Annotated in this window: 18 protein-coding genes; 4 read left to right on the top strand and 14 right to left on the bottom strand. The window is 60.4% G+C overall.

Going from position 1 to position 18,010, the window contains the following annotated elements:
- Positions 1 to 113 precede the first annotated feature (113 nt).
- The 12 genes from NKH70_RS26430 to NKH70_RS26375 all read right to left on the bottom strand — a co-directional run bounded on the left by NKH70_RS26430 (position 114) and on the right by NKH70_RS26375 (position 13,130).
- Positions 114 to 2,435: a type IV secretory system conjugative DNA transfer family protein gene (locus NKH70_RS26430; RefSeq protein WP_353026468.1), complete on the bottom strand. Its 2,322-nt coding sequence runs from the start codon at positions 2,433 to 2,435 to the stop codon at positions 114 to 116.
- Positions 2,413 to 3,459, bottom strand: coding sequence for a P-type DNA transfer ATPase VirB11 (gene virB11, locus NKH70_RS26425; RefSeq protein WP_023819761.1), 1,047 nt, complete (start codon positions 3,457 to 3,459; stop codon positions 2,413 to 2,415). The genes NKH70_RS26430 and virB11 overlap by 23 nt, the downstream gene beginning before the upstream one ends.
- On the bottom strand, positions 3,425 to 4,759 hold the full coding sequence (gene virB10, locus NKH70_RS26420; RefSeq protein ID WP_353026467.1) for a type IV secretion system protein VirB10: 1,335 nt from the start codon (positions 4,757 to 4,759) through the stop codon (positions 3,425 to 3,427). Before virB10 ends, virB11 begins: the two co-directional genes overlap by 35 nt.
- 7 nt (positions 4,760 to 4,766) lie before the next feature.
- Positions 4,767 to 5,603 carry a P-type conjugative transfer protein VirB9 gene (gene virB9, locus NKH70_RS26415; RefSeq protein ID WP_353026465.1) on the bottom strand — a complete coding sequence of 279 codons (837 nt, stop codon included), beginning with the start codon at positions 5,601 to 5,603 and terminating at the stop codon, positions 4,767 to 4,769.
- On the bottom strand, positions 5,600 to 6,331 hold the full coding sequence (locus NKH70_RS26410) for a VirB8 family type IV secretion system protein (RefSeq protein WP_352810084.1): 732 nt from the start codon (positions 6,329 to 6,331) through the stop codon (positions 5,600 to 5,602). The genes virB9 and NKH70_RS26410 overlap by 4 nt, the downstream gene beginning before the upstream one ends.
- A gap of 13 nt (positions 6,332 to 6,344) precedes the next feature.
- Positions 6,345 to 7,415: a TrbL/VirB6 family protein gene (locus NKH70_RS26405; protein WP_353026463.1), complete on the bottom strand. Its 1,071-nt coding sequence runs from the start codon at positions 7,413 to 7,415 to the stop codon at positions 6,345 to 6,347.
- A gap of 226 nt (positions 7,416 to 7,641) precedes the next feature.
- Positions 7,642 to 8,355 (bottom strand): type IV secretion system protein, encoded by a 714-nt coding sequence (locus tag NKH70_RS26400; protein ID WP_352907197.1) that lies wholly within the window; start codon positions 8,353 to 8,355, stop codon positions 7,642 to 7,644.
- A gap of 11 nt (positions 8,356 to 8,366) precedes the next feature.
- Complete coding sequence (locus tag NKH70_RS26395; protein WP_353026461.1) at positions 8,367 to 9,248, bottom strand: hypothetical protein; 882 nt, start codon at positions 9,246 to 9,248, stop codon at positions 8,367 to 8,369.
- Positions 9,245 to 11,656 (bottom strand): VirB4 family type IV secretion/conjugal transfer ATPase, encoded by a 2,412-nt coding sequence (locus NKH70_RS26390; RefSeq protein WP_353026460.1) that lies wholly within the window; start codon positions 11,654 to 11,656, stop codon positions 9,245 to 9,247. The genes NKH70_RS26395 and NKH70_RS26390 overlap by 4 nt, the downstream gene beginning before the upstream one ends.
- A gap of 2 nt (positions 11,657 to 11,658) precedes the next feature.
- Positions 11,659 to 11,967, bottom strand: a complete 309-nt coding sequence (locus NKH70_RS26385; protein WP_023819753.1) for a VirB3 family type IV secretion system protein — start codon at positions 11,965 to 11,967, stop codon at positions 11,659 to 11,661.
- A 5-nt stretch (positions 11,968 to 11,972) separates the two neighbouring features.
- The gene (locus NKH70_RS26380; RefSeq protein ID WP_023819752.1) at positions 11,973 to 12,281 is read right to left on the bottom strand and encodes a TrbC/VirB2 family type IV secretion system protein; all 309 of its coding nucleotides are present in this window, start codon (positions 12,279 to 12,281) and stop codon (positions 11,973 to 11,975) included.
- A gap of 12 nt (positions 12,282 to 12,293) precedes the next feature.
- Positions 12,294 to 13,130 carry a lytic transglycosylase domain-containing protein gene (locus NKH70_RS26375; protein ID WP_353026514.1) on the bottom strand — a complete coding sequence of 279 codons (837 nt, stop codon included), beginning with the start codon at positions 13,128 to 13,130 and terminating at the stop codon, positions 12,294 to 12,296.
- A gap of 110 nt (positions 13,131 to 13,240) precedes the next feature.
- Here NKH70_RS26375 and NKH70_RS26370 point away from each other — a divergent pair, with 110 nt between their 5' ends.
- Entirely contained in the window at positions 13,241 to 13,780 is a 540-nt protein-coding gene (locus NKH70_RS26370) for a hypothetical protein (RefSeq protein ID WP_353026458.1), read from the top strand.
- Entirely contained in the window at positions 13,780 to 14,379 is a 600-nt protein-coding gene (locus NKH70_RS26365) for a thermonuclease family protein (RefSeq protein WP_353026457.1), read from the top strand. The genes NKH70_RS26370 and NKH70_RS26365 overlap by 1 nt, the downstream gene beginning before the upstream one ends.
- Here the strand turns inward: NKH70_RS26365 and NKH70_RS26360 are convergent.
- Both NKH70_RS26360 and NKH70_RS26355 read right to left on the bottom strand, forming a co-directional pair.
- Positions 14,336 to 14,620, bottom strand: coding sequence for a hypothetical protein (locus NKH70_RS26360; protein ID WP_353026455.1), 285 nt, complete (start codon positions 14,618 to 14,620; stop codon positions 14,336 to 14,338). The two genes, NKH70_RS26365 and NKH70_RS26360, sit on opposite strands and share 44 nt — an antisense overlap.
- Positions 14,621 to 14,874: 254 nt before the next feature.
- Positions 14,875 to 16,113, bottom strand: a complete 1,239-nt coding sequence (locus tag NKH70_RS26355; protein ID WP_353026454.1) for a DUF1173 family protein — start codon at positions 16,111 to 16,113, stop codon at positions 14,875 to 14,877.
- Between the two features lie 819 nt (positions 16,114 to 16,932).
- Here NKH70_RS26355 and NKH70_RS26350 point away from each other — a divergent pair.
- Entirely contained in the window at positions 16,933 to 17,364 is a 432-nt protein-coding gene (locus NKH70_RS26350; protein WP_023755433.1) for an Xre family toxin-antitoxin system antitoxin, read from the top strand.
- Entirely contained in the window at positions 17,361 to 17,843 is a 483-nt protein-coding gene (locus tag NKH70_RS26345) for an RES family NAD+ phosphorylase (protein ID WP_353026452.1), read from the top strand. Before NKH70_RS26350 ends, NKH70_RS26345 begins: the two co-directional genes overlap by 4 nt.
- The last annotated feature ends 167 nt before the right edge of the window (positions 17,844 to 18,010 follow it).

Genomic DNA, 18,010 nt, shown 5'->3' with positions numbered 1-18,010 from the left:
CGAAACGGTTCGATGCGCCTGCCATCGATTAGGGACGCTTCGTCTTGTTCTCACACTCGACTTGGGCACCGAAGGCACAAATCGCTCATTTGTGTTCAACTGAATTTCACGTCCTAGCGATCGCCGTGACGTCTAATTTGATCCTGCAGCGCCTCAAGAGCGGCTGATGGTACCCCGTCGACATCTCCGGTATCCACTGACGGTGACAGGGAACGAGCGCCGGCCTCCACTTCCTGATCGAGCGATGCGAGCAGCGCGGCGATCGACGTGGACTTGTTTCCCGGCCGGACTTGGAAATGCAAGACACTCGCCTTGCCTTCAGACGCACTCGGGTCGGCCGTCTTTGATGCTACCGGCGCCGATCGCCGGCCAAGGGTGGGAAGCGGCCGCGGCGCATCATCAGCTGTCTGATCGGCCCGCTTCGGCTTCAACTCCGGAACTTCAGCGGCGACCTCGCTCTTTGCTTCAGCCTCACCGACCGTTGGAAGGCCTGAGCTTGGCAGCACCTGTGGTGCGTCCGCGCTGTCGCTCTTTACTTTCGGCTTTAACGCGACGGGATCAGCCCGTTCAGCCGCAGTCGCACGCGGCACCGCATCGGCATAGGCTGTATCGCCCGAAACCGGCGCTTCGACGGTATCGGGTTCCCCCAACTCGAAAGGTGCGGCCGGCGCGTTGTTAGCCGCCGCTTCGACCTCCGCCATGGAGAGCAGCGGAAGATCCTGCCATCGGGAGAGAGGCGGCACTTTCAGGCGTCGGTGCCGAAATTCCTGGTAGGTCGCTTTATAGGGAGCGTCCTTATAATAGGTGATCTTGCGCACCATGAAACCAGGGGGGCTCGAGCCCAGAACCACGGCCTGCTTCGCCGGCAGTTGCCGAAGCTCCGCCGCCGTCCGGAACGGCCTCTCCTGATAACTTAAACTCTTGTCTCGGCCCCCAAATATACCTTGACCAGCCCTGATGATCGGTGTGGGCACCTCGATCGTGGTCGGCCCCAGCATTACAGAGACATGTTCCGAGGTCTCCACGTCGTTCATGCGGATGAAAAGCTTCACCTGACACGCGGTCACCGTGGTGTGCCGCGTCGCTTTTCCATAGACTTCGTCAAGCTGGGCAAGATCCTGCAGGATCAGGACCATGCGAAAGCCATAGCCCGCGTTGATCGCCAGCTTGGAAACAATGGACTCCATTCTGCCGAGCTGGCGAAACTCGTCGATCATCACCAGGACCTGATAGGGCTCGTCTGGGCCTGGCGAGGAAGCCATCAGCACATCATGGATTTGCTGAACCAGGAGTTTGATGATGGGCCGGAACACGTCGAGCTGCGCCACCGAGCAGCCGATGAAGAGAGCCGTCGGGTCCTTGCGAAACTTCGAGATATCGAAATCGGTCGACGCCGTAGCGGCTGCAACGAGATCATTGGTCCAGGGGTTGAGAGCCGCCGTCAGGTTGAAGTAGGCTGAGTTTCGCGTTTCCTTTTCCAGCGCAATGAACTGGTTGAGCCCGTGCACGACCCACGAAGGCAGATATTTTTCCTCGTCATTGCGGATATTCGTCAGCACCCTGAGAAAATCCACGCCGGTCGAAAGAAGCATCGCGACGGCGCGCAAATGACGCTGCCCCTCATAGCGTGGTGACGTCAGCACATAGCCGATCATGGCCGAAAGCAGCTGCCGGCCGGCGCGCGCCCAGATCTCGGAACTTCCTGTCGCCTCGGGGATGATGAAGGAGGAGACCACCGCGCAGTCCGTCGGCATGCGCGCATCGCGCCGGATGAAATCCAGCGGATTATAGCGATGCGAATCCTGCTCGCCGGGCGAAAAGAAAAAGACCTTATCACCGAGAGCCTGCCGATGCGCACCGAACGCCTCGAAGTTCTCCCGCTTCGGATCGAACCACACCGAGGATCCTCGCCACATATAACCGTTCGGAATGACAAAGCTGACGCCCTTGCCCGATCGGGTCGGCCCGACCACCAAGACGTGCGCGGGCTCGTCCGAGCGGATCGTCGCCCCACCCATCTTGCCGAGGATCAAGCCTTGCTTTGCCAGCAGGTTTTTCCTTTCGGCGTCCATGATCGTGCCGAACCGCGCATTGCCGTAGTGCTTTGGCTTGCGGTTGATCAGGCTTGCAAAGATCAGGCCGACGCCGATCGCCACGACAACCGCGACCGCGATCGCGCCCCGGATGATCGTCTCGCCCTGCGTGGGATGATAGGCCAGGCGCTGGCTGAAATGCTGCCAGGCAACGAACAGGCCGCTTAGGCTGCGTTGCGCGTTCTGGTATTTTAGAAGCCCCCAGCGCGAGGCGCCTTCAGAGGGCAGCGCGGGATTCCACCGCCATGTCGCCACCAGCTCGTAGGCCATGCTCCAAAGGGCAAAGAAGGCGGCGAGGCCGATGAGGCCGAGGAGAAGCCTATAAGCGAATACGCGAGACATTCTGGGGAACCTTTCTGGCGGCTCTCCATTCGGTCATGCGGTTGAACCAGATCGCCGAAGTTCCGCGCCAGCCGCCCCGGCGCGTTTGTTGGATCACAATCGGCAGGACCGACCGCACGTAATCGATGATCTCTGCCTTGCTCAGCCCGAGCCCAGCCTGCATGACCATCAATGCTAGCTGCTCAAACGCACCGGTCGGGCTGTCCGCATGGATCGTCGTGATCGATCCGGGATGACCTGTGTTGACGGCGCGCAAGAACGAATAGGCTTCCGCTCCCCGGATCTCGCCCAGGAAGATTCGGTCCGGCCGCAACCGCATGGCGGCTTGCAGCAGCGTTTCAACGGTCACGTGCGCCAGGCCCTGGTCGCCCTTTGATGCGACGAGGGGCAGATAGTTGGGCTGGTGTGGTTTAACCTCTCGCGTATCCTCAATGGTGAGGATCCGCTCATCCGAAGGCACCTCGTGCAAAATCGCGTTCAGAAACGTCGTTTTGCCCGACGATGTGCCTCCTGAAAGCAAGATCGAATACCGTTCCCGCACGGCCAGGCGGAGGAAATCCTCGATCTTGCCCGCGTCGAGATATTCGCAAAGGGCGCTGTCGGTCTCGCTCAATTCGCCGGGATCCTGGACGGAGATCGTATCGAACGACCCCCGCTTCCGGTAATCATCAAGGCGCATATCCTTCACGACCTGCTTGCGGATCGCGAAGGCGCCTCCTGTCGGCGTCGCCGGCGCAAGCACGCCCTGGAAGCGTTCGCCGCCGGGGAGGGCGGCCGAAAGCAAGGGATTTTCCTCGCTGATCGATTGCGAGGATGATGCCGCTATACGTTCCATGAGGTAAGTGATCGCTGCGCGGTCGAGCTCGGGGACGTCGAAGGGCTCCATATGTGTCGAGCCAACAATTTCGACCCACACAAGCCCAGGCCCGTTTGCACAGATTTCGACCACGCGATCGTCGTCGAGCCAGCGCCGCACCGGCTCCAGCGCCTTATTGAGAAAGACGGTTCTTTGCTGCCCGCTCACGTCGTATCTCCCTCAACGCCTCGCGTACCGGGTCCGGATAGAACTCCGAAAAATCGAGGTCCCGGCGGACGAACACCATGATGCGCGACCCCTGATCGACATGGATCGTGGGCGCGATATTGATCGAATTGCGAAGCGCCTCTTCGGCAATGCGGTTGAGGCTTTGCGAGACCTGTTGCGCGCCGATCTGGCGCGCGCTCTGCAGGTATTGGTTGGGCTGCGTCTGGACTGTCACCGTCTGTCCGGTCTGCGGGTCCGTGTAGGCCTGGTTGGTGTTCGACCCATTCTGGTCGTTGCCAAGGTTGGCGATGAATTGCGTCGCACCGCCCACGACACTTAGAAGGATCGCCGAGCCGAACCGCTCGAAATAATGGTTGTCCACCTCGCCCGGCATACCGCTGCGACCGAGCTCGTCGGTGCCCGTCGAACCGAGCTGCACCGACATGCCGTCTGATCGAAGCAGGCGTGTCCACACTATGAACACCCGCGTTTGGCCGGTTGCGAGGCCACTGCGATATTCACCGATAAGGCGGGAGCCAGCGGGGATCAAAACCCTGCGACCGTCGAACGACCACACATCCTCCGACACGACGGCCCGAACCATACCGGCAAGATCGCTCTGGATCGCGGTCTCGAGCACGCCCTTGATCATCGTCCCTTGGGCGACCAGAGCGTCGGTGCGCGGGTTCATCGTGGCTTTCGATGTATCCGCTCCGCTCTGGCTCGCCCTTGCCAAAAAACGCCGATTGGGGTCCTCCTCGCCCTCGCCTGCGTTTCCGGCCGCCGCTGCATCCGCACCATTGCCGCCCAGCGCTGATGCACTGCCAGGCGCATCGCCGCTATCGACGACGAGCTGCTTGGCGCGCAAGCGCTCCCATTTGCGGCGCTCCTCTTCTTCTTGCCTGCGCCGTTCTTCCTCAGCCAGACGACGGGCCTCGGAATCATCCTGCACCTGTGGTGGAGCTGCAGGCGGTTGCAAGGCTGGTGGAGGGGGAGGCGGAGCCTCGACCGTCGACGGCGGCTGTGCCGGCGCCGCCGGCGGCTCCTCGGGAGCCGTCGGGATTTTCAGCGTGCCGTTATCAAGCTGGGGACGCGGCGTATCGAGCCCAGGTGCGGGAAACTGTGTGGTGTGAAACTCCTCGCCATCCGACGCAGTCAACAGCGGCTTGTCTGGCGCACGCGTCGCCGCATAGATCATCCAGCCGGCGAAGACCACCGCACCCAGCGGCACCACGATCTTGAAGAATGTGCTCGCCCCGAATTTTGGCGGGGCGACCACTGTTCCTTCCTCGGCGAGCATTCTGTACTCATTGGGAGATGGCATCAGGCCCCCTCACTTTCCGAACAGTCCCACCGCCGACACGCTGGGGCTCGTAAGGTTCAAGCCCGGTCGGTTCGTTCACATTGTTCAGTCTCAGATTGAAGACGCAGGTTGCTTCGTTGCCGTTGCGCAGCGTCCACTGGTAATTGACCTTGTCGACGACGATGTACGCGCCCTCGCGGCGATAATTCACAAGCGTCTCATTGCGCTCGCTGTCGACGACATGGATCGCCGGCACTTCCCTTGCCGGATCGAAGCGGAACCAGGTCTTCACGCCGTCGTCGTAGATCACGAGCGGCTTATTTGCCGACGACCCCTTATAGGCATAGGACGAGTTGGCGTTTTCGGCCTTGAAACCCTGCCGGTTCGGCTGTGCCGCCCGGGCCTGGGCTTCGTCCATCAGCGCCGCGTCCGACACCTCTTCGGGATAACGGAACTTGATCGCATAGACTTGTTGCGCAACCGGCCGAAACTCGCCGTTGAGGAAGAACACATAGCTGCGCTTGTTGGTCAGGACATTGAGATTCCCGCCCGCATTCTTCTCGATCGGCTTCACAAACAGCACATTGCCCTTCTTGTTGGGCTCGATGCTCCAGGCCGGGACGTCGCCAGCGCCGAGTGTTTCGATTTTCTCGTCATCGCCGAATTCGATCATGGTCGAGGCGCCATAGCTGGCCGGCACCGACACCACATCGTCCTTTTGATACCAGACGAAGCGAATGCGACTGTCACGAGATCCCGCCCGAGGGGTCTGTTCGGCAAGGGCCGGCTGAACCGCGCAAACGCCGAGCCCGATTGCCATCAGGATGGCGGCGACCTTCATTGCGGTGTCTCCGCGGTGGGTGCCGGCGCCGTCTCCTGATCGCGCCGATATTCGAGCACCTGGAAGCCGAGCGGATTTTGAAAGCGGATCTCGTTTTTTGCCGGCACGCCGGTGTAGCGGAACCGGATCAACGACACCCAATGCCGCTGCACGGTGTTCGCCTGGCTCTTTTCCTCCGTCATGAACCGGACCAGGGCGGTCCTCTGGTTAGGAAATGTCACGGACTTCACGGTCACCGCCACGACGGTGTTTCGCCCATAGAGCACGACGGGGTTCGTCACCTTGTTTGCCGGGCTGAAAAGCTCGACGAGCTCCCTCGAGGCATCGCCGGCGCTCAGCAATTGCGCGAGATCGAAGTTGTCCTTAAGCGCCTTCGGATCGTAGGTCTCGCGAGCCTTCACATAACGGACGATATCGAACATCCCCATCGACTCGTCCTGCTGCAAAGGCCCCTCAGCCAGCGGCCGCTTGACCTCGACAAACCCGGTGGATTTGTCGACCACCACCATGTAGGGCTCATAAGTCTTGAGCGGCAGCGCAAGGATCAGCGCGCCCACCGCTGCAACGGCAATGACCGAGGCGACGCTTGCCACGCACCACGCCAGAGATCGCGACCAGCGATTGCGCCGCGCGATATCTTTTTCCCAGATTGCCGCATCCACGTAGTACGGCAAGGGAGACTCGGTTTCCTTCGCCGGTCCCCCAGCGCTTTCCTTCACATCGCTCATTGGTGCCCCAAACCTATGCGGGATCCGTCAGCTTTCGGGAAAGCCGTGCATATTCCGCTGAATCCTCATACCTTCTCTGTGCGAGGCTCACGCGCGCCCGCTCGCGACCCGCCAGACGTTCCTGCCGCGTGCTCCAGCCCAAGCGTCCCGTCAGCCTGCGCTGACCGGCTTGGCCCATCGCTGCGAAGGCGCCGCCGTAGAAGCGCCCGAACGAAGGCGTTCCAATACCAATTCCGCCCGCGAGCGAGGCGGCAACGTTGGTGATTTGCGACAGCAGCAGCACGCCGACGAGGCAGATCAGGATCAGCGGCGCGGCTTCGGTCAAGGTCGTTGTCGCAGCACCATTCGACCGGTTGACCGCGTCGAAATAGGTCTGGGTAATCGAGATGAAGAAGGCACAGAAGGCGTAGACCAGAATTTGCACGCTCATGTACTGCACGATCGCGGTTATCCAGCCGGCGAAGAACCGGGTCGTGTAGCCGAACAGCATAAGAATGATGAACACTGGGGCGAGTGCCAGCAAAAGCCAAAGAAAGATCTTCGACAGGATGATGAGGAAGATCGCATAGCCGATGAGCAGCGCGCCGACGACAAGGATGATCGCCGCCAGTACGTAGCCGCCGAAGTTCAACACGCCAAGGCTCTTGATAAAGGCGGAGGTGGAATTGGCGAGCGAATCCCAGATGTTTTGCAGGGCCGTCTGCACGGAGTTGACGGAGTTCAGCCCGGCCGATGTCCCGGTCACATTGGCCGAAACGCTCGTCAGAAGGCTGTTCCCGATCGCGGAAGGTGTCTCATTCGCGAACGAATAGGCATATGTTTGAAAGTCCCCCCAGCTCGTCGCCAGAGCGTAGATGACGAAGGCGCGGAACAGGCGCCAGACCATCTCTTTTCCCGATCCGGTCGAGGTTCCCTGCCAGATGCTGATGGCCCAGAATATCACGTACAGCGTCAGCATTAGGCCGGCGACACCCACCTGTCCCCCGCCGGTCAGGGCCGACGCGAGGTTCTGGTAGGCTTGCGATACATAGTTATTGCCGAACTTGTCGACCTGCTGCAGAAGCGTCGTGATATTGAAGTTCATTTTTTCGCCGTCCCACCTGGAAACAGAGATGGATCGCTATTGAGTGCATTCATCGGACCGCACTCGAATGGCTTCTTCGCTTCTGTTCTTGGTTCGGGCGCCGCGAACGCCATCGATTGCATCGATCCCTCGTCGCGCGAGCATGGAGCCTTGAGCGGCTTGTGGCCGCACCCCGAGGTCGCGACAGCGCCAATGATGGCGGCCGCTGATAGAAGAAAGCGCACCGTCATTGGCCGGACTTGTATTCGAGCCCCCGCGAGGCCTGGGTGATCAGGTTCATACGATCGATGTTTTCCTGGTTGGCGGCCGCCGTAGCGGTGTTCACCGCGCCGATCAGCTCGTTCACGGTCAGACCCGTTTGCACCATGATCTGGCTGTTCTGATCGATCGAGCCCTTGATGTCCTGCGCCGTGCCGATCCGCTGAGCGCCCGACTGAAAAGCGCTGGAACGGGTCTTCACCCCATTTTGCGAGGAGTCGACCAGCCCGGTAACAGTGGCCGCGACGTTCACCAGGGCGCTGTAGTTCTTATCCATCTGCGTCGTCTGGCCATTGATCAGGCCCGAAATGGTTTTCACGAGCTGCAAGCCATTGATCATGTTCGAAACGATGCCCTGCGATCCATTGCCGAGGCCGGCGAACGACAACGAGCCGCCCGAGATCACGCTACCAAGAGAAGGCGCCTCCCCCATGGAGAAGCCGCCATTGCCCAAGGCCATCTGCGCGAGCTGGCCGGCCTGGCTCGACCGGTCGCCCGTGACGGCCTGCAGCGTCTTTTGCGTATAGTTCATGATGTTGCGGTCGGTGCTGAGGATCTCGCTCGTGGCCGATGCAATCTGCCGAGCCTGTTCCAGATTAGCCTGGTCGATCGTCGGCACCTGCGCAAAGGCGAGGCCGCCCAAGCCAAGGAAGAGTGCCGCTGTTAACGGAATTCCACGCATAGCGCTTTCTCCTATTGAGCCTGATATTGCTTGACCGCCGACATCAGTTCGTCGGTCGTCATTGTCACGGGAGCGCGATTCGCGTCCCTTTGGATTTGCGAAAGCACGGGCGAGACGTTTTCAACCGTGTCGGTCGTGCGCGGCGCCGTGCATGCGCTGTCCGCCGACGGGCAGCACGGGTTGCCGGCCGTGCCGCCGCCGCTGGTACTCCCAGGGCAGCTCGTCGAGCCACCCGAGCCAGGCGGCGGGGACGCGGGAGTGGGCACCACCAGGCCGGACGATCCCCGACTTGTCAGTGTGGCAGTGCCAATGTTTCGCACGTTGAAAGCTTGGGCGAAGAACCCCGTCGCCTGGATCACCTCGTTGAAGGTCAGCCCGCCTTGGGCGCGGATTGCGCTGTTGCGGTCGAAGGCTTCCATGACCGTTTTGTCAGTCCCGATATCCTGACCCATGGTCTCGAACGACTGCCTATTGGGGGCCACCGTTGACATGCTGCCATTCATGCCCCCGAGAACCTGACCGGTGATATCCAACTGGCCCCTTTCGCCGGCATTGCCGCCGACAGCGCCCGATCCCGACCCGGTCGAGGCGAACGCCGAAGAGCCCTTGATGTCCGGATTGGCCTGTTCCAAGGACGCCTGGCCACTCGCCGGATCGACCGAAGCCTTCGGGCTCTTCACGTTCTGCGCCTTTTTGGGTGTCGTTACCGAGCAATTGACGCCCTGCGTGGCGGACTTCGTGTCCTCCTGGATGAGCTTGATTTGAACCTTGTCGGCCTTGTCCTCGCTCCGCTGCGACAGAATAGGACTGTCAGAAACCGGCACGGCCGCCATGACCGTCGATCCCGCGAAAATCGTCACAAGGGCGGCCGTCGCGCCCATAATGGTCTTCATTCCGGGTCCCTCCCAAGAAAGATTGGCAACCAAACCTGCGGATCGTCGCCGACGCGCGCGCGCAGCGCGTCGAGCTCCTGAACCGTCTCAATTCGACCGGAGAGGATCTTGATCGCGTCAGGCATCGCGCCCAGATTGAGGCGCGCAATGACGCTGTCCTGATCATGCTTGATCAGGAATTTGCGGGCTTCGGGCGGGGTTTCGCGGATCCATTTGATCTCGCGCTCCGACAGCCCGAACGCCCTGTGCGATTCCTCGTCAGCCTTCGGGTTGGGGAAAAAAATATTGGTCGGCGTCTGTTCGATCAGCGTGTTGGCGATCGATGACTTCACAATGTCCGCCGCTGACTGCGTGCCGAAGCCAACGATGCCATTCAGCTTACGAATGGTTTTCAGCTTGTCCTTGATGAAATAGCTGAAAATATCATTGTCCAGCAGCTTCCAGCCCTCATCGAGGAAGATCATGACCGGTTGCCCGTCAAGCAGCTCCTCGATGCGATGGAAGATATAGAGCAAGGCTGCCGTGCTGGTCGTTGCGTCGCTCAACAGGCTCGTCATGTCGAAGCCGAAAATGGACGACATCGAAAACGAGTCTTCCGCGTTGTTGAACAACCAACCGCGCTGATCGGGCCTCATCCATGGCTGCAAGCGCGAATAGAGATCGTCATCGCCGGCGCGCATCGCACCGCGCAACAGCTCGGCGAACTCCTCCATGGTTCGACCTTCCGGCGGCGCGCTCGCCACCTGGGCGATCGCGTTGCGGATGACTTGCTCCTCGCGCGTCGAGTGGGCGTGTCCGTCGGATCGACGCAGCATGAAGCTGAAAAGCTGGAAGAGAAATTCCCGGTTGCGCGGCGTATCGGGCAGGCGCAACGGATTGAAGCCGGAAGGCTCGCCGGCCTTCAAAACCTCATAGCGGCCGCCAAGCGACCGCACGAAGATATCCAGGCCACGGTCCTTGTCGATCATCACCAGCTTGGGGCGCGGCGTGATGCGCTGCGCCTGTGCCGCGAGAAAGCCGAGCAGCACCGTCTTGCCCGAGCCCGAGGGGCCGTTCAGAGTGAAGTTGCCGAGGTCTCGAACATGGAAGTTGAAGAAGTAGGCCGTTTGCGACGTCGTCTCGAGAACGCTTATCGGCGTTCCCCAATGCACCCCGCCAGTCCGGCCGCTCGGATAGTTATGAAAGGCGGAGAAGCCCGCCATGTTCTTCGATGAGATCATCGACTTGCGCGCCACATAGGCGAAATTGCCGGGCAGGGTTGCCCAGAATGCAGGTTCACAATTCAGGTCCTCGCGAACCCACAGGGCGGACACCTCGGTCAGCGCCGTGCCGACGTCGGTCACGCAGCGCGCCACGTCGTCCATGGTTTTCCCAAGGCACAGCACCGTCAGATGATGCAAGCCATAGAGCGCTTCCGAGGACAGAAGCTCATCGCGCGCTTCACCGAGTTGATCGGCCACGATCGAGCCGGCTTCATCCGACATGTCGATCTTGCGCCCGACCCGCTCCATCTGGGTCAGCGCCTGGGGCTTGTCGATGATGGCGAAGGATTGCGTGACGATGAATTCGTGCGGCACCTTCAGCATGGGGTTGAGCATCCCCGGTCCCGTGATGGAGGGGTACTCGCCTACCGAAATGATGGCGCCGTATCGCGTTTCGCCAGGGAACGCCCCGCGAATTTCCAGCGCATTCGGGCCGAAGAACAGCCGCTTCGTCGCTAGCGCCTCCGCGAGTTTCATGCGCGGCAGTGCCATCGGCCGCGGAAATCCGCCATTGACGAGCTGCACCAGGAATTCCAGCGGCTCGGAATGCCAAACGTCACTGCGCTTGACGACGGTGAGAACCCGCGCGCCATACGCCTGCAGGCTCTCTTTGACGGCTTTCATCACGTCCGTGAGTTCGATCAGCGCCCGCTCCTCGCTCGAAGAGCGACCGTTCGCAGCCCTTCGTCCCAAAAGCTTGCGGATCACGAGATCCGCCGTCCCGACCGTGCCTTGCAGCTCGCGCCGCACGATGGTCAGGTAGATATCGTTCACAAACATGCGCTGGGTGCGCAGGGCCGCCGTATAGCGCTGGTCCAGCTCTTGGCAGAACTTGTTTTCGAAGCTCGACTCGATCGCGGGCTTCACCTCGCGGCGCACGATATGCGAGTAGATCGCATAGCGGGAATTCGCCAACCCCCGAATGAGATCGTTGCGGCCGAGCAGGCGCGAATTGATCTCGGCGATATCGATCGTCTCGAAGCACAGTCCGCTCATGTGAACGAAGGACATCAACATGCCGTCCTGCGTCTTGATCACCTCGTCGGACACATGCCGCGAATAGGGTATATGGGCCGAAACCGGATTCTCCCGACGAGAAACGGCCCCGAAACTCAGTTCATCGCGAAGAGCCCGTGCGATCGCCACGGTCACACCCGATAACTGCGCGCACCCCAGAAGCTGGCGCTTCGGGGCGGCGTCTTGCGTGAACGGATGAACATGATCTCGATGAACATGGGATCGCGCATGATTGCGATCCTGGCAACCGCATAGAGCGGCACGCAGATAGAGAGCATGACCAGATTATGGGTTGCAAGGAACACGACAGCGGTCAGCACGCCGATGAACCCCGCAAGCTCGTAGGGGATACCGAGCACCGTCGGCGCTCGGGTCAAGCCCTTGACCAGCGGAGTGATCAACAATTTGGGCTCGCCAGGATCGATCCGGCCGTCTGCCATGCCGATCACCTGCCGACCGCGGATTGAAAGAATTCGACGATCTGAGCCGAGCCGAAGACCAGCACGATACCCAAGACCCAGCTTCCGGCCACAAACCATGACAGGCGTGCCGCCCAGGCCATGAAGCCCATGAAAATGCAGAACAGAACGGCCAAGGCCGTCGCGATCGGCCCGGTCAGGGTCTGCACCAGCGTCTGCAGCGTGCTTTGCACCGGCTGGAGATTTCCGCCCCCAGCCATCGCCTGCGTTGCCAAGAGCATGAGCGGCATCGCCACACCAGTGCTGCGTGCAGCAAACATCTTCCACAAGGTCATCAAAGCTTCTCCTCAGTCAAAGTCTTGCACCATCCCGCCTTGCCAGACCGGCGCCGTCGCTTCGCGAGACGTCATTGTGCTGCCATTGCGGGAGCTGGCGCGGGATGTCGGATCATTTCGTTGATCCGCTGCGCCGGCCGCAGCCGGTTGAACGCCGGCCAGGTCAAGGCTCACCGCCCCGGCGGGCATCACCGCCTCAGACCCGACCGATGGCCATTGGTAGAAATCGTTGATGACGTTGGCGACGTAGCCAACCGTCTCGGGGTAGGGCGGCACGCCCTTGTATTTGAGAACCGCGATCTCGCCGGCATTGTAGGCGGCGAGCATGTATATCGGGTTCGGAAATTTGCGATGCAGGTCCCGCAGAAAGCCGATCCCACCTTTCACATTATCCGCGGGATCGCAGATATTGACCCCGTAGCTTGCCGCCGTGGACGGCAGAAGCTGCATCAGGCCGTAGGCCCCTTTGGGCGATAGCGCACCGGTATTGAAGCGGCTTTCGGCCCGGGCAACCGCGAAGACGAGCGGCGGAGCAAAGCCTTGCTGGCGCGCGACCGTTTCTACGATCCGCTGTCCTTCTTCCTTCGACAGGGCAGCGACGCCGGGGCAGGGGTTGTCAGCCAAGGTCGGTGTCACCGTAGCGGCCGCGCTGTCAGCACCTCCCGCCGCACCGATCCGCTGAACGTCCTGGCTTTCGACCTGGTAGGCCGGCATCACCCGGCCTTTGGCGTCGACGGCCGCATTGACGATGCGACCGGTGGGTGCCGTGACGCTGCCCTGGAAGTTCCGGGAAGCTTCCTGTGCAGACGCCGCTTGGCACGTCACCAGGATCGCACCCGCTGCCAACACCGTTTTGCGGGATCGAATCATTAAAATAGCCCTGCGCCGTTGCCGATTCTGGAATGCTGAATTAATACAATGACTCGATGAACTGCAATCGCGAAATTGAGGCAGACACAATGAAAATGAGCAGGGTTCTTTCCGTTGTGGCGTTTTTGCCGACCTTGTCGGTTCTGTCGGCGGCGCCGGCCCGTGCTGATGATTTTGGCTGCAAGGTCTTGCTGTGCATCCTCAACCCGCAGGGTTGGGCGAGCGTCGGGGAATGTGTGCCCCCGGTCGAGCGCGCTTTCCGTATGGTCGCGCATGGGGAGCCCTGGCCCCAGTGCCCCGAGGCCGGCAGTTCCGGTCGTATCGGATATGAGAAATTCAAACCCTGCCCGGACGGCACGATCGCCGTCTCGCCTGAGACGGAATCGAGCGGAAGCGACAACAGCTCTCGCTCACAAACTGTCTACAAGCCAGACAGCAACGGCGCTTTCTGTGCTGCGCGGAATGCAACGAATGCCTCTTGGGCCACGAACCCGAGAGGTTCGGGTTACGGTGCGCGTCCAACATCGGCGGTGACGCGGCGCGAGCAGAGGACGGAGCCAAACTATCTCGATCTCACGACGACCGACGGCAAACAACGGTTCTGGTTCAATCTGAGCAGGTATCAATAATGAAACCTGGCTTCGCCGCCGCCGGCATTCTCGCGGCCGTCCTCGCCAGTGTTCCGGCACTGGCCGAGGACAAATCCAATCCCTGGTTTCCGATCCCCGCCACAGCATCGTTCAGCACAGGCGACACCTGGACCTATGCCGGTGAGACCCACCGCCTCTACGGCGTTCAAGCCTGCCTGCGAGGCACATATTTCACAAATAGCGCAGGGGGGCATGTCGATTGCGGGGAGGCAAGCCTTGCAATGCTCGTGTCTCTCATCCGGGATCTCAAACCTCAATGCTACACGGCCGCTTGGCAGGCCGCGACCAAAACGCGCTTCGTCGTTTGCGTTGCGCAGCCTACTTCAGGATCCGCGGGAGGTTCTCGCATCGATCTCGGCACGGCGCTGATCTCGACCGGCTGGGCGTTCGCGGCCGTCACTCCGAACGGCGCTCCGGTCCATGCTCCCTATATCGTCGCGCAGGAGGTCGCTAAAAAGCAGCACCTTGGCCTGTGGCAGTTTGCCGACGTGCCCGATCCGAATGCCATCATCCTCCGCGATATCCGAAACGCATCTAACCAGGCTGGTCAGTCTTCGAATCCGCCTGCAAATCGATAGCTGGTTCCCGGCGCGTTGGATCATACTGTACATTCTGGTGAGGCCATCGCCGGACCACGAACGCGACGGCAAGCGCAATCGCCGAAATCAATCCGAGAACAATAGCCGCGACCAGCCCCGGCTCTCGCCAAAACGATAGACTGTCCCACTGGTTCAAAAGCCGGGCGCCGGACAGCACCAAAATGAGGACTGTTGCGATGACAATGCCCGTTCCCGGATCCATGTCGAATTTCTTCAGCATCGCTTTCTCCTTGTCGCACTCCCTGGTCACGGCCCCGATCAACGATCGCTTCCAGCGCAAACGCCGGCGCCAGACGCAAGCTCAGGCGTAGCCTGCCCTACGGGTGTGCCAGCCGTCGTCCGCGCTTCGTCGCGCTCACGGACCCTCGCCAACCGCATCGAATCATTGCCCTCATCTTGTCTTTCGCTTGTTCACGATTTTTATGTCCTGGCTGGGTCCAATTACGGCTGCAGCCTCGCACGCGCTTCGGCTTTTCAGTTGTTCGGTCGATATTCCAAAGCCTGCCTGCCGGGCGGAGGCGAAAGCCGCTGCTGTTTGCCCGGTAGCGCCGGTCGGGGGCCGCTTGCGTCCCAGCGCCAGGTCTCGAGCTCGCAGCTTGAAATCAGATTGTCGAATTCCGCCCGTACCGCCTCGTTAGCATCGTGCGGTACGACAAAAAGCGCGGTTCCCTGCTGGTCAACGTCGGTCAGAAGACCGAACGCCATCGGTACCGCCGGCAGCACGTTGTAGCGCAACGTTTTCACAAACCGCCGATGCTCCCCGGTCAGGACCTCGATCAATTCCTTTTCGTCGTTGTGCTGAAACGGAATCCAACTCTCAGTCACGTTCATAAAGCCGATTTCGTCGATCGCCAGAATGCCGGACGGCATCTGCATGACCGTTGCGATGGTGATCAGGTGCGAATTTTCGTGCAGTCGCCACAGGTCGAATTCTGCTGCAAAGCGCTTCGGCACTGCCCTGAACATTTTCTCATCCATGAAGAGCGGCGCGTCGGGCATATGCTTGACCGACAGCTTGCCGCCAAACCGGGCAGGATCGAGCGATTTCACAATGCCGATCACGATCTTCTTGTGCTTGGCCTTGGCTGCCGCCGCGAAAGCCCGCTCCCGATCCGCTGCCAGGCGATCCTTGTGCTCAGGGGAGTACATTGCCGGCATAAACAGCAGCTCGCGCAACTGGAACTTCTGGCTCGACTTCGCATCGGCCGCGCCCCAAAGAAATTTCCGGACCAACCCCCAATTTCTTTTTCCCACAAAGCCGGGTGCCATTAATGTCAGCTCCGCTTCTTCCCAGAGATAGTCGAGCAAGCCTCGCAGCGTGAGCTTCTTCGGATCGGCCTTCACAGTATGGTGGGAAGCCCCCTCGCCGGATGATCCCTGTCGCGCCTTGCCTTGTGTCAGTGCGAAGGCCAGCTTCAGCCGCGCCGCCTCCGATGCAGGATCCTCGATGATTGCTTGACCCAGGATCTCCGCCTTTCCCGATAGTGCAAGGGGCAGTTCATAGCGATCACAGTCGACCGCATGGTCCTTGCCGGTGTTCGGCATGCGCTTGATGATCAATTCCTCGCCGACGGCGGCGATGTACATCGGCACCCCGGGATGCCGACACAAACACAAGACGCGAGCCTGCTGATCCCGCGCCTGACGCAAGAGCGTCTGAATTTCCGGGTGCTGGGGGCCAACCGTGCGACCCAGAATAGCAAAGTCACTCATAAGGTGCCATCCGACTTTAGATCGTTCGCCTTATGATTAAATCATTGAACCGATGTTTCGTTCAACCCATTGGGTTCAACGATGCTTCCCATGGATTGACAGTGGTTAACCCAGCAGACTCGAATGGGCTGATGTTTCAGGTAGGCGACCATAGAGCCGCAAGCAGCGGCTGTGGCGGCGATGTAGCCGTCCGCGGCGTGATCCGCCTGGGATGGTGAAGCATGATGACAATCCGTCGACTTAGACTGTTTCATCGATGGCGTGCATGAAGAGCACGCGGTCATGTCCTCGTGCCGGATGATGCGACGAAGCTACGCCACTATGGTGACCTCTCAAGACCGGAACCGCGCGCTTGTGACGTTCTGTAATGTGGCGCACAAATGTTTGCCGTTTTATATGTTCTTTGGAATCCCATTCGTCGCCAACGCGTTGAAATAAGATCAAATAGGTAAAATCGTTCGATGGTTTCCTCCCATTTCCACCGGACGGTGTTCCTCCCTGAAGGCTTTAACCTTCTTTGGCCGGGCCGTATCCGAGCCCGGCCATTCTTTCTTCCGGGCTTCCTTGTTCAGCGCCGGCGGAAACGCGTTTTTCCTGGTGTCAATCATTCGCGACCAAGGCGGTTCGCACTCGCCGCCTTAGCGCTTTTCGAAGGGCTACGCAGGCGAGGTGTCGGTAGGATTGATGCTGCTGGCGGGCGCCAAAGGCTACGCGTGACAGCAAGGATCGCAGGGTGATCGGATCGGTTCGCGCTGACGCAGGGACTTGCAGGGCGCATCATGTGAGGCTATATTGTGCCTCACATGAATGGAGAGTGGAATGCTGGCGTTCGGAAATGTAGCCGACGTGTTGGGGCTGCCTGCTAAGGAGGTGGCGGCGCGGTCGCCATTCGGACTGATCTCCCGGATCGAGAATGGACTTCCCATTGGGGTGGTCGAGCGCGTTGCCCATCTCGTTGCCCCGGGAGATGCTCAGTTCAAATACCGGCTGATCCCCAAAGCAACCTACGAGCGGCGCAAGACGGCGCATCGCCTGTCGTCGGATGAGGGCACACGATTGGCCCGTGTGGCGCGGGTCTGGGGGCTTGCTGTCGATGTCTGGCAGAACGAAGAGGAAGCACGCGATTTCTTGTTTCGGCCGCATCCGATGATTGAGGACAAGCGACCGATCGACATCGTTATCCTCAGCGAGTTCGGCGCCGAAATGGTGGTCGATATCCTCGGAGGTCTGAAGTATGGCAGTGCTGCGTGACGGCGCAGACTCTCGATCGCACCCTATTGTCCTTTCGTGTCGGCGATCCGGCCGGCACCTACCCGATCTTCGACGCGACAGGCTCGACAGTCGCACCAGGGCGATGGAACACGCCCGGAAGTCCTATCATCTACACCAGCGAGCACTATTCGACGGCCTTGTTGGAAAAGCTGGTGCATGGCAGCGGCCGACTGCCGCCCAACCAGCACTACCTCGAAATCACAATCCCGCGCGGGCTGAGCTACGAGGTCTTTTCGCAGCCGTCACTGCCCGGCTGGGACACGATGCCGGCGACGGTAAGCAAGGAATTTGGCGAAACCTGGTGTTTAGAACGGCGCAGCGTCATCCTGCTGGTGCCGAGCGTCGTGGCGCGTCTCGATAGCAATGTGCTGATCAATCCAACGCATCCGGAGTTTTCAAGGATCCGGACGAGTCTCCACCAGCCCGTCTACTGGGACCGGCGGCTGTTTGGCGCGTAAAGGGAGGGGCTTTCTGTCCCCCAACCAGTGCTACCGCATATGGCTCAAAGCGTTGAGATATCGTCGTTTCATGCGTAGGACCGATCGCGCTTGAGCATTCCTCAGCGGTTTTTCTTGCCCATCCCGCGGGGTTACCACACCGGCCAATAGAGATGGGCTAATCCGTT

Origin of the sequence: Mesorhizobium sp. M0991 (assembly GCF_040318915.1) — a bacterium.
Lineage (GTDB): Bacteria > Pseudomonadota > Alphaproteobacteria > Rhizobiales > Rhizobiaceae > Mesorhizobium.
Note: the sequence above shows the minus strand (reverse complement) of the source record. Positions and strands in the feature narration are given on the sequence as shown.

Coding starts and splice junctions, on each gene's coding strand:
- NKH70_RS26400 (WP_352907197.1), bottom strand. CDS start 8,355: ATGCGTGGAATTCCGTTAACAGCGGCACTCTTCCTTGGCTTGGGCGGC.
- NKH70_RS26430 (WP_353026468.1), bottom strand. CDS start 2,435: ATGTCTCGCGTATTCGCTTATAGGCTTCTCCTCGGCCTCATCGGCCTC.
- virB10 (WP_353026467.1), bottom strand. CDS start 4,759: ATGCTCGCCGAGGAAGGAACAGTGGTCGCCCCGCCAAAATTCGGGGCG.
- NKH70_RS26355 (WP_353026454.1), bottom strand. CDS start 16,113: ATGAGTGACTTTGCTATTCTGGGTCGCACGGTTGGCCCCCAGCACCCG.
- NKH70_RS26360 (WP_353026455.1), bottom strand. CDS start 14,620: ATGCTGAAGAAATTCGACATGGATCCGGGAACGGGCATTGTCATCGCA.
- virB9 (WP_353026465.1), bottom strand. CDS start 5,603: ATGAAGGTCGCCGCCATCCTGATGGCAATCGGGCTCGGCGTTTGCGCG.
- NKH70_RS26365 (WP_353026457.1), top strand. CDS start 13,780: ATGAAACCTGGCTTCGCCGCCGCCGGCATTCTCGCGGCCGTCCTCGCC.
- NKH70_RS26405 (WP_353026463.1), bottom strand. CDS start 7,415: ATGAACTTCAATATCACGACGCTTCTGCAGCAGGTCGACAAGTTCGGC.
- NKH70_RS26395 (WP_353026461.1), bottom strand. CDS start 9,248: ATGAAGACCATTATGGGCGCGACGGCCGCCCTTGTGACGATTTTCGCG.
- NKH70_RS26350 (WP_023755433.1), top strand. CDS start 16,933: ATGCTGGCGTTCGGAAATGTAGCCGACGTGTTGGGGCTGCCTGCTAAG.
- NKH70_RS26370 (WP_353026458.1), top strand. CDS start 13,241: ATGAAAATGAGCAGGGTTCTTTCCGTTGTGGCGTTTTTGCCGACCTTG.
- NKH70_RS26385 (WP_023819753.1), bottom strand. CDS start 11,967: ATGGCAGACGGCCGGATCGATCCTGGCGAGCCCAAATTGTTGATCACT.
- NKH70_RS26410 (WP_352810084.1), bottom strand. CDS start 6,331: ATGAGCGATGTGAAGGAAAGCGCTGGGGGACCGGCGAAGGAAACCGAG.
- NKH70_RS26380 (WP_023819752.1), bottom strand. CDS start 12,281: ATGACCTTGTGGAAGATGTTTGCTGCACGCAGCACTGGTGTGGCGATG.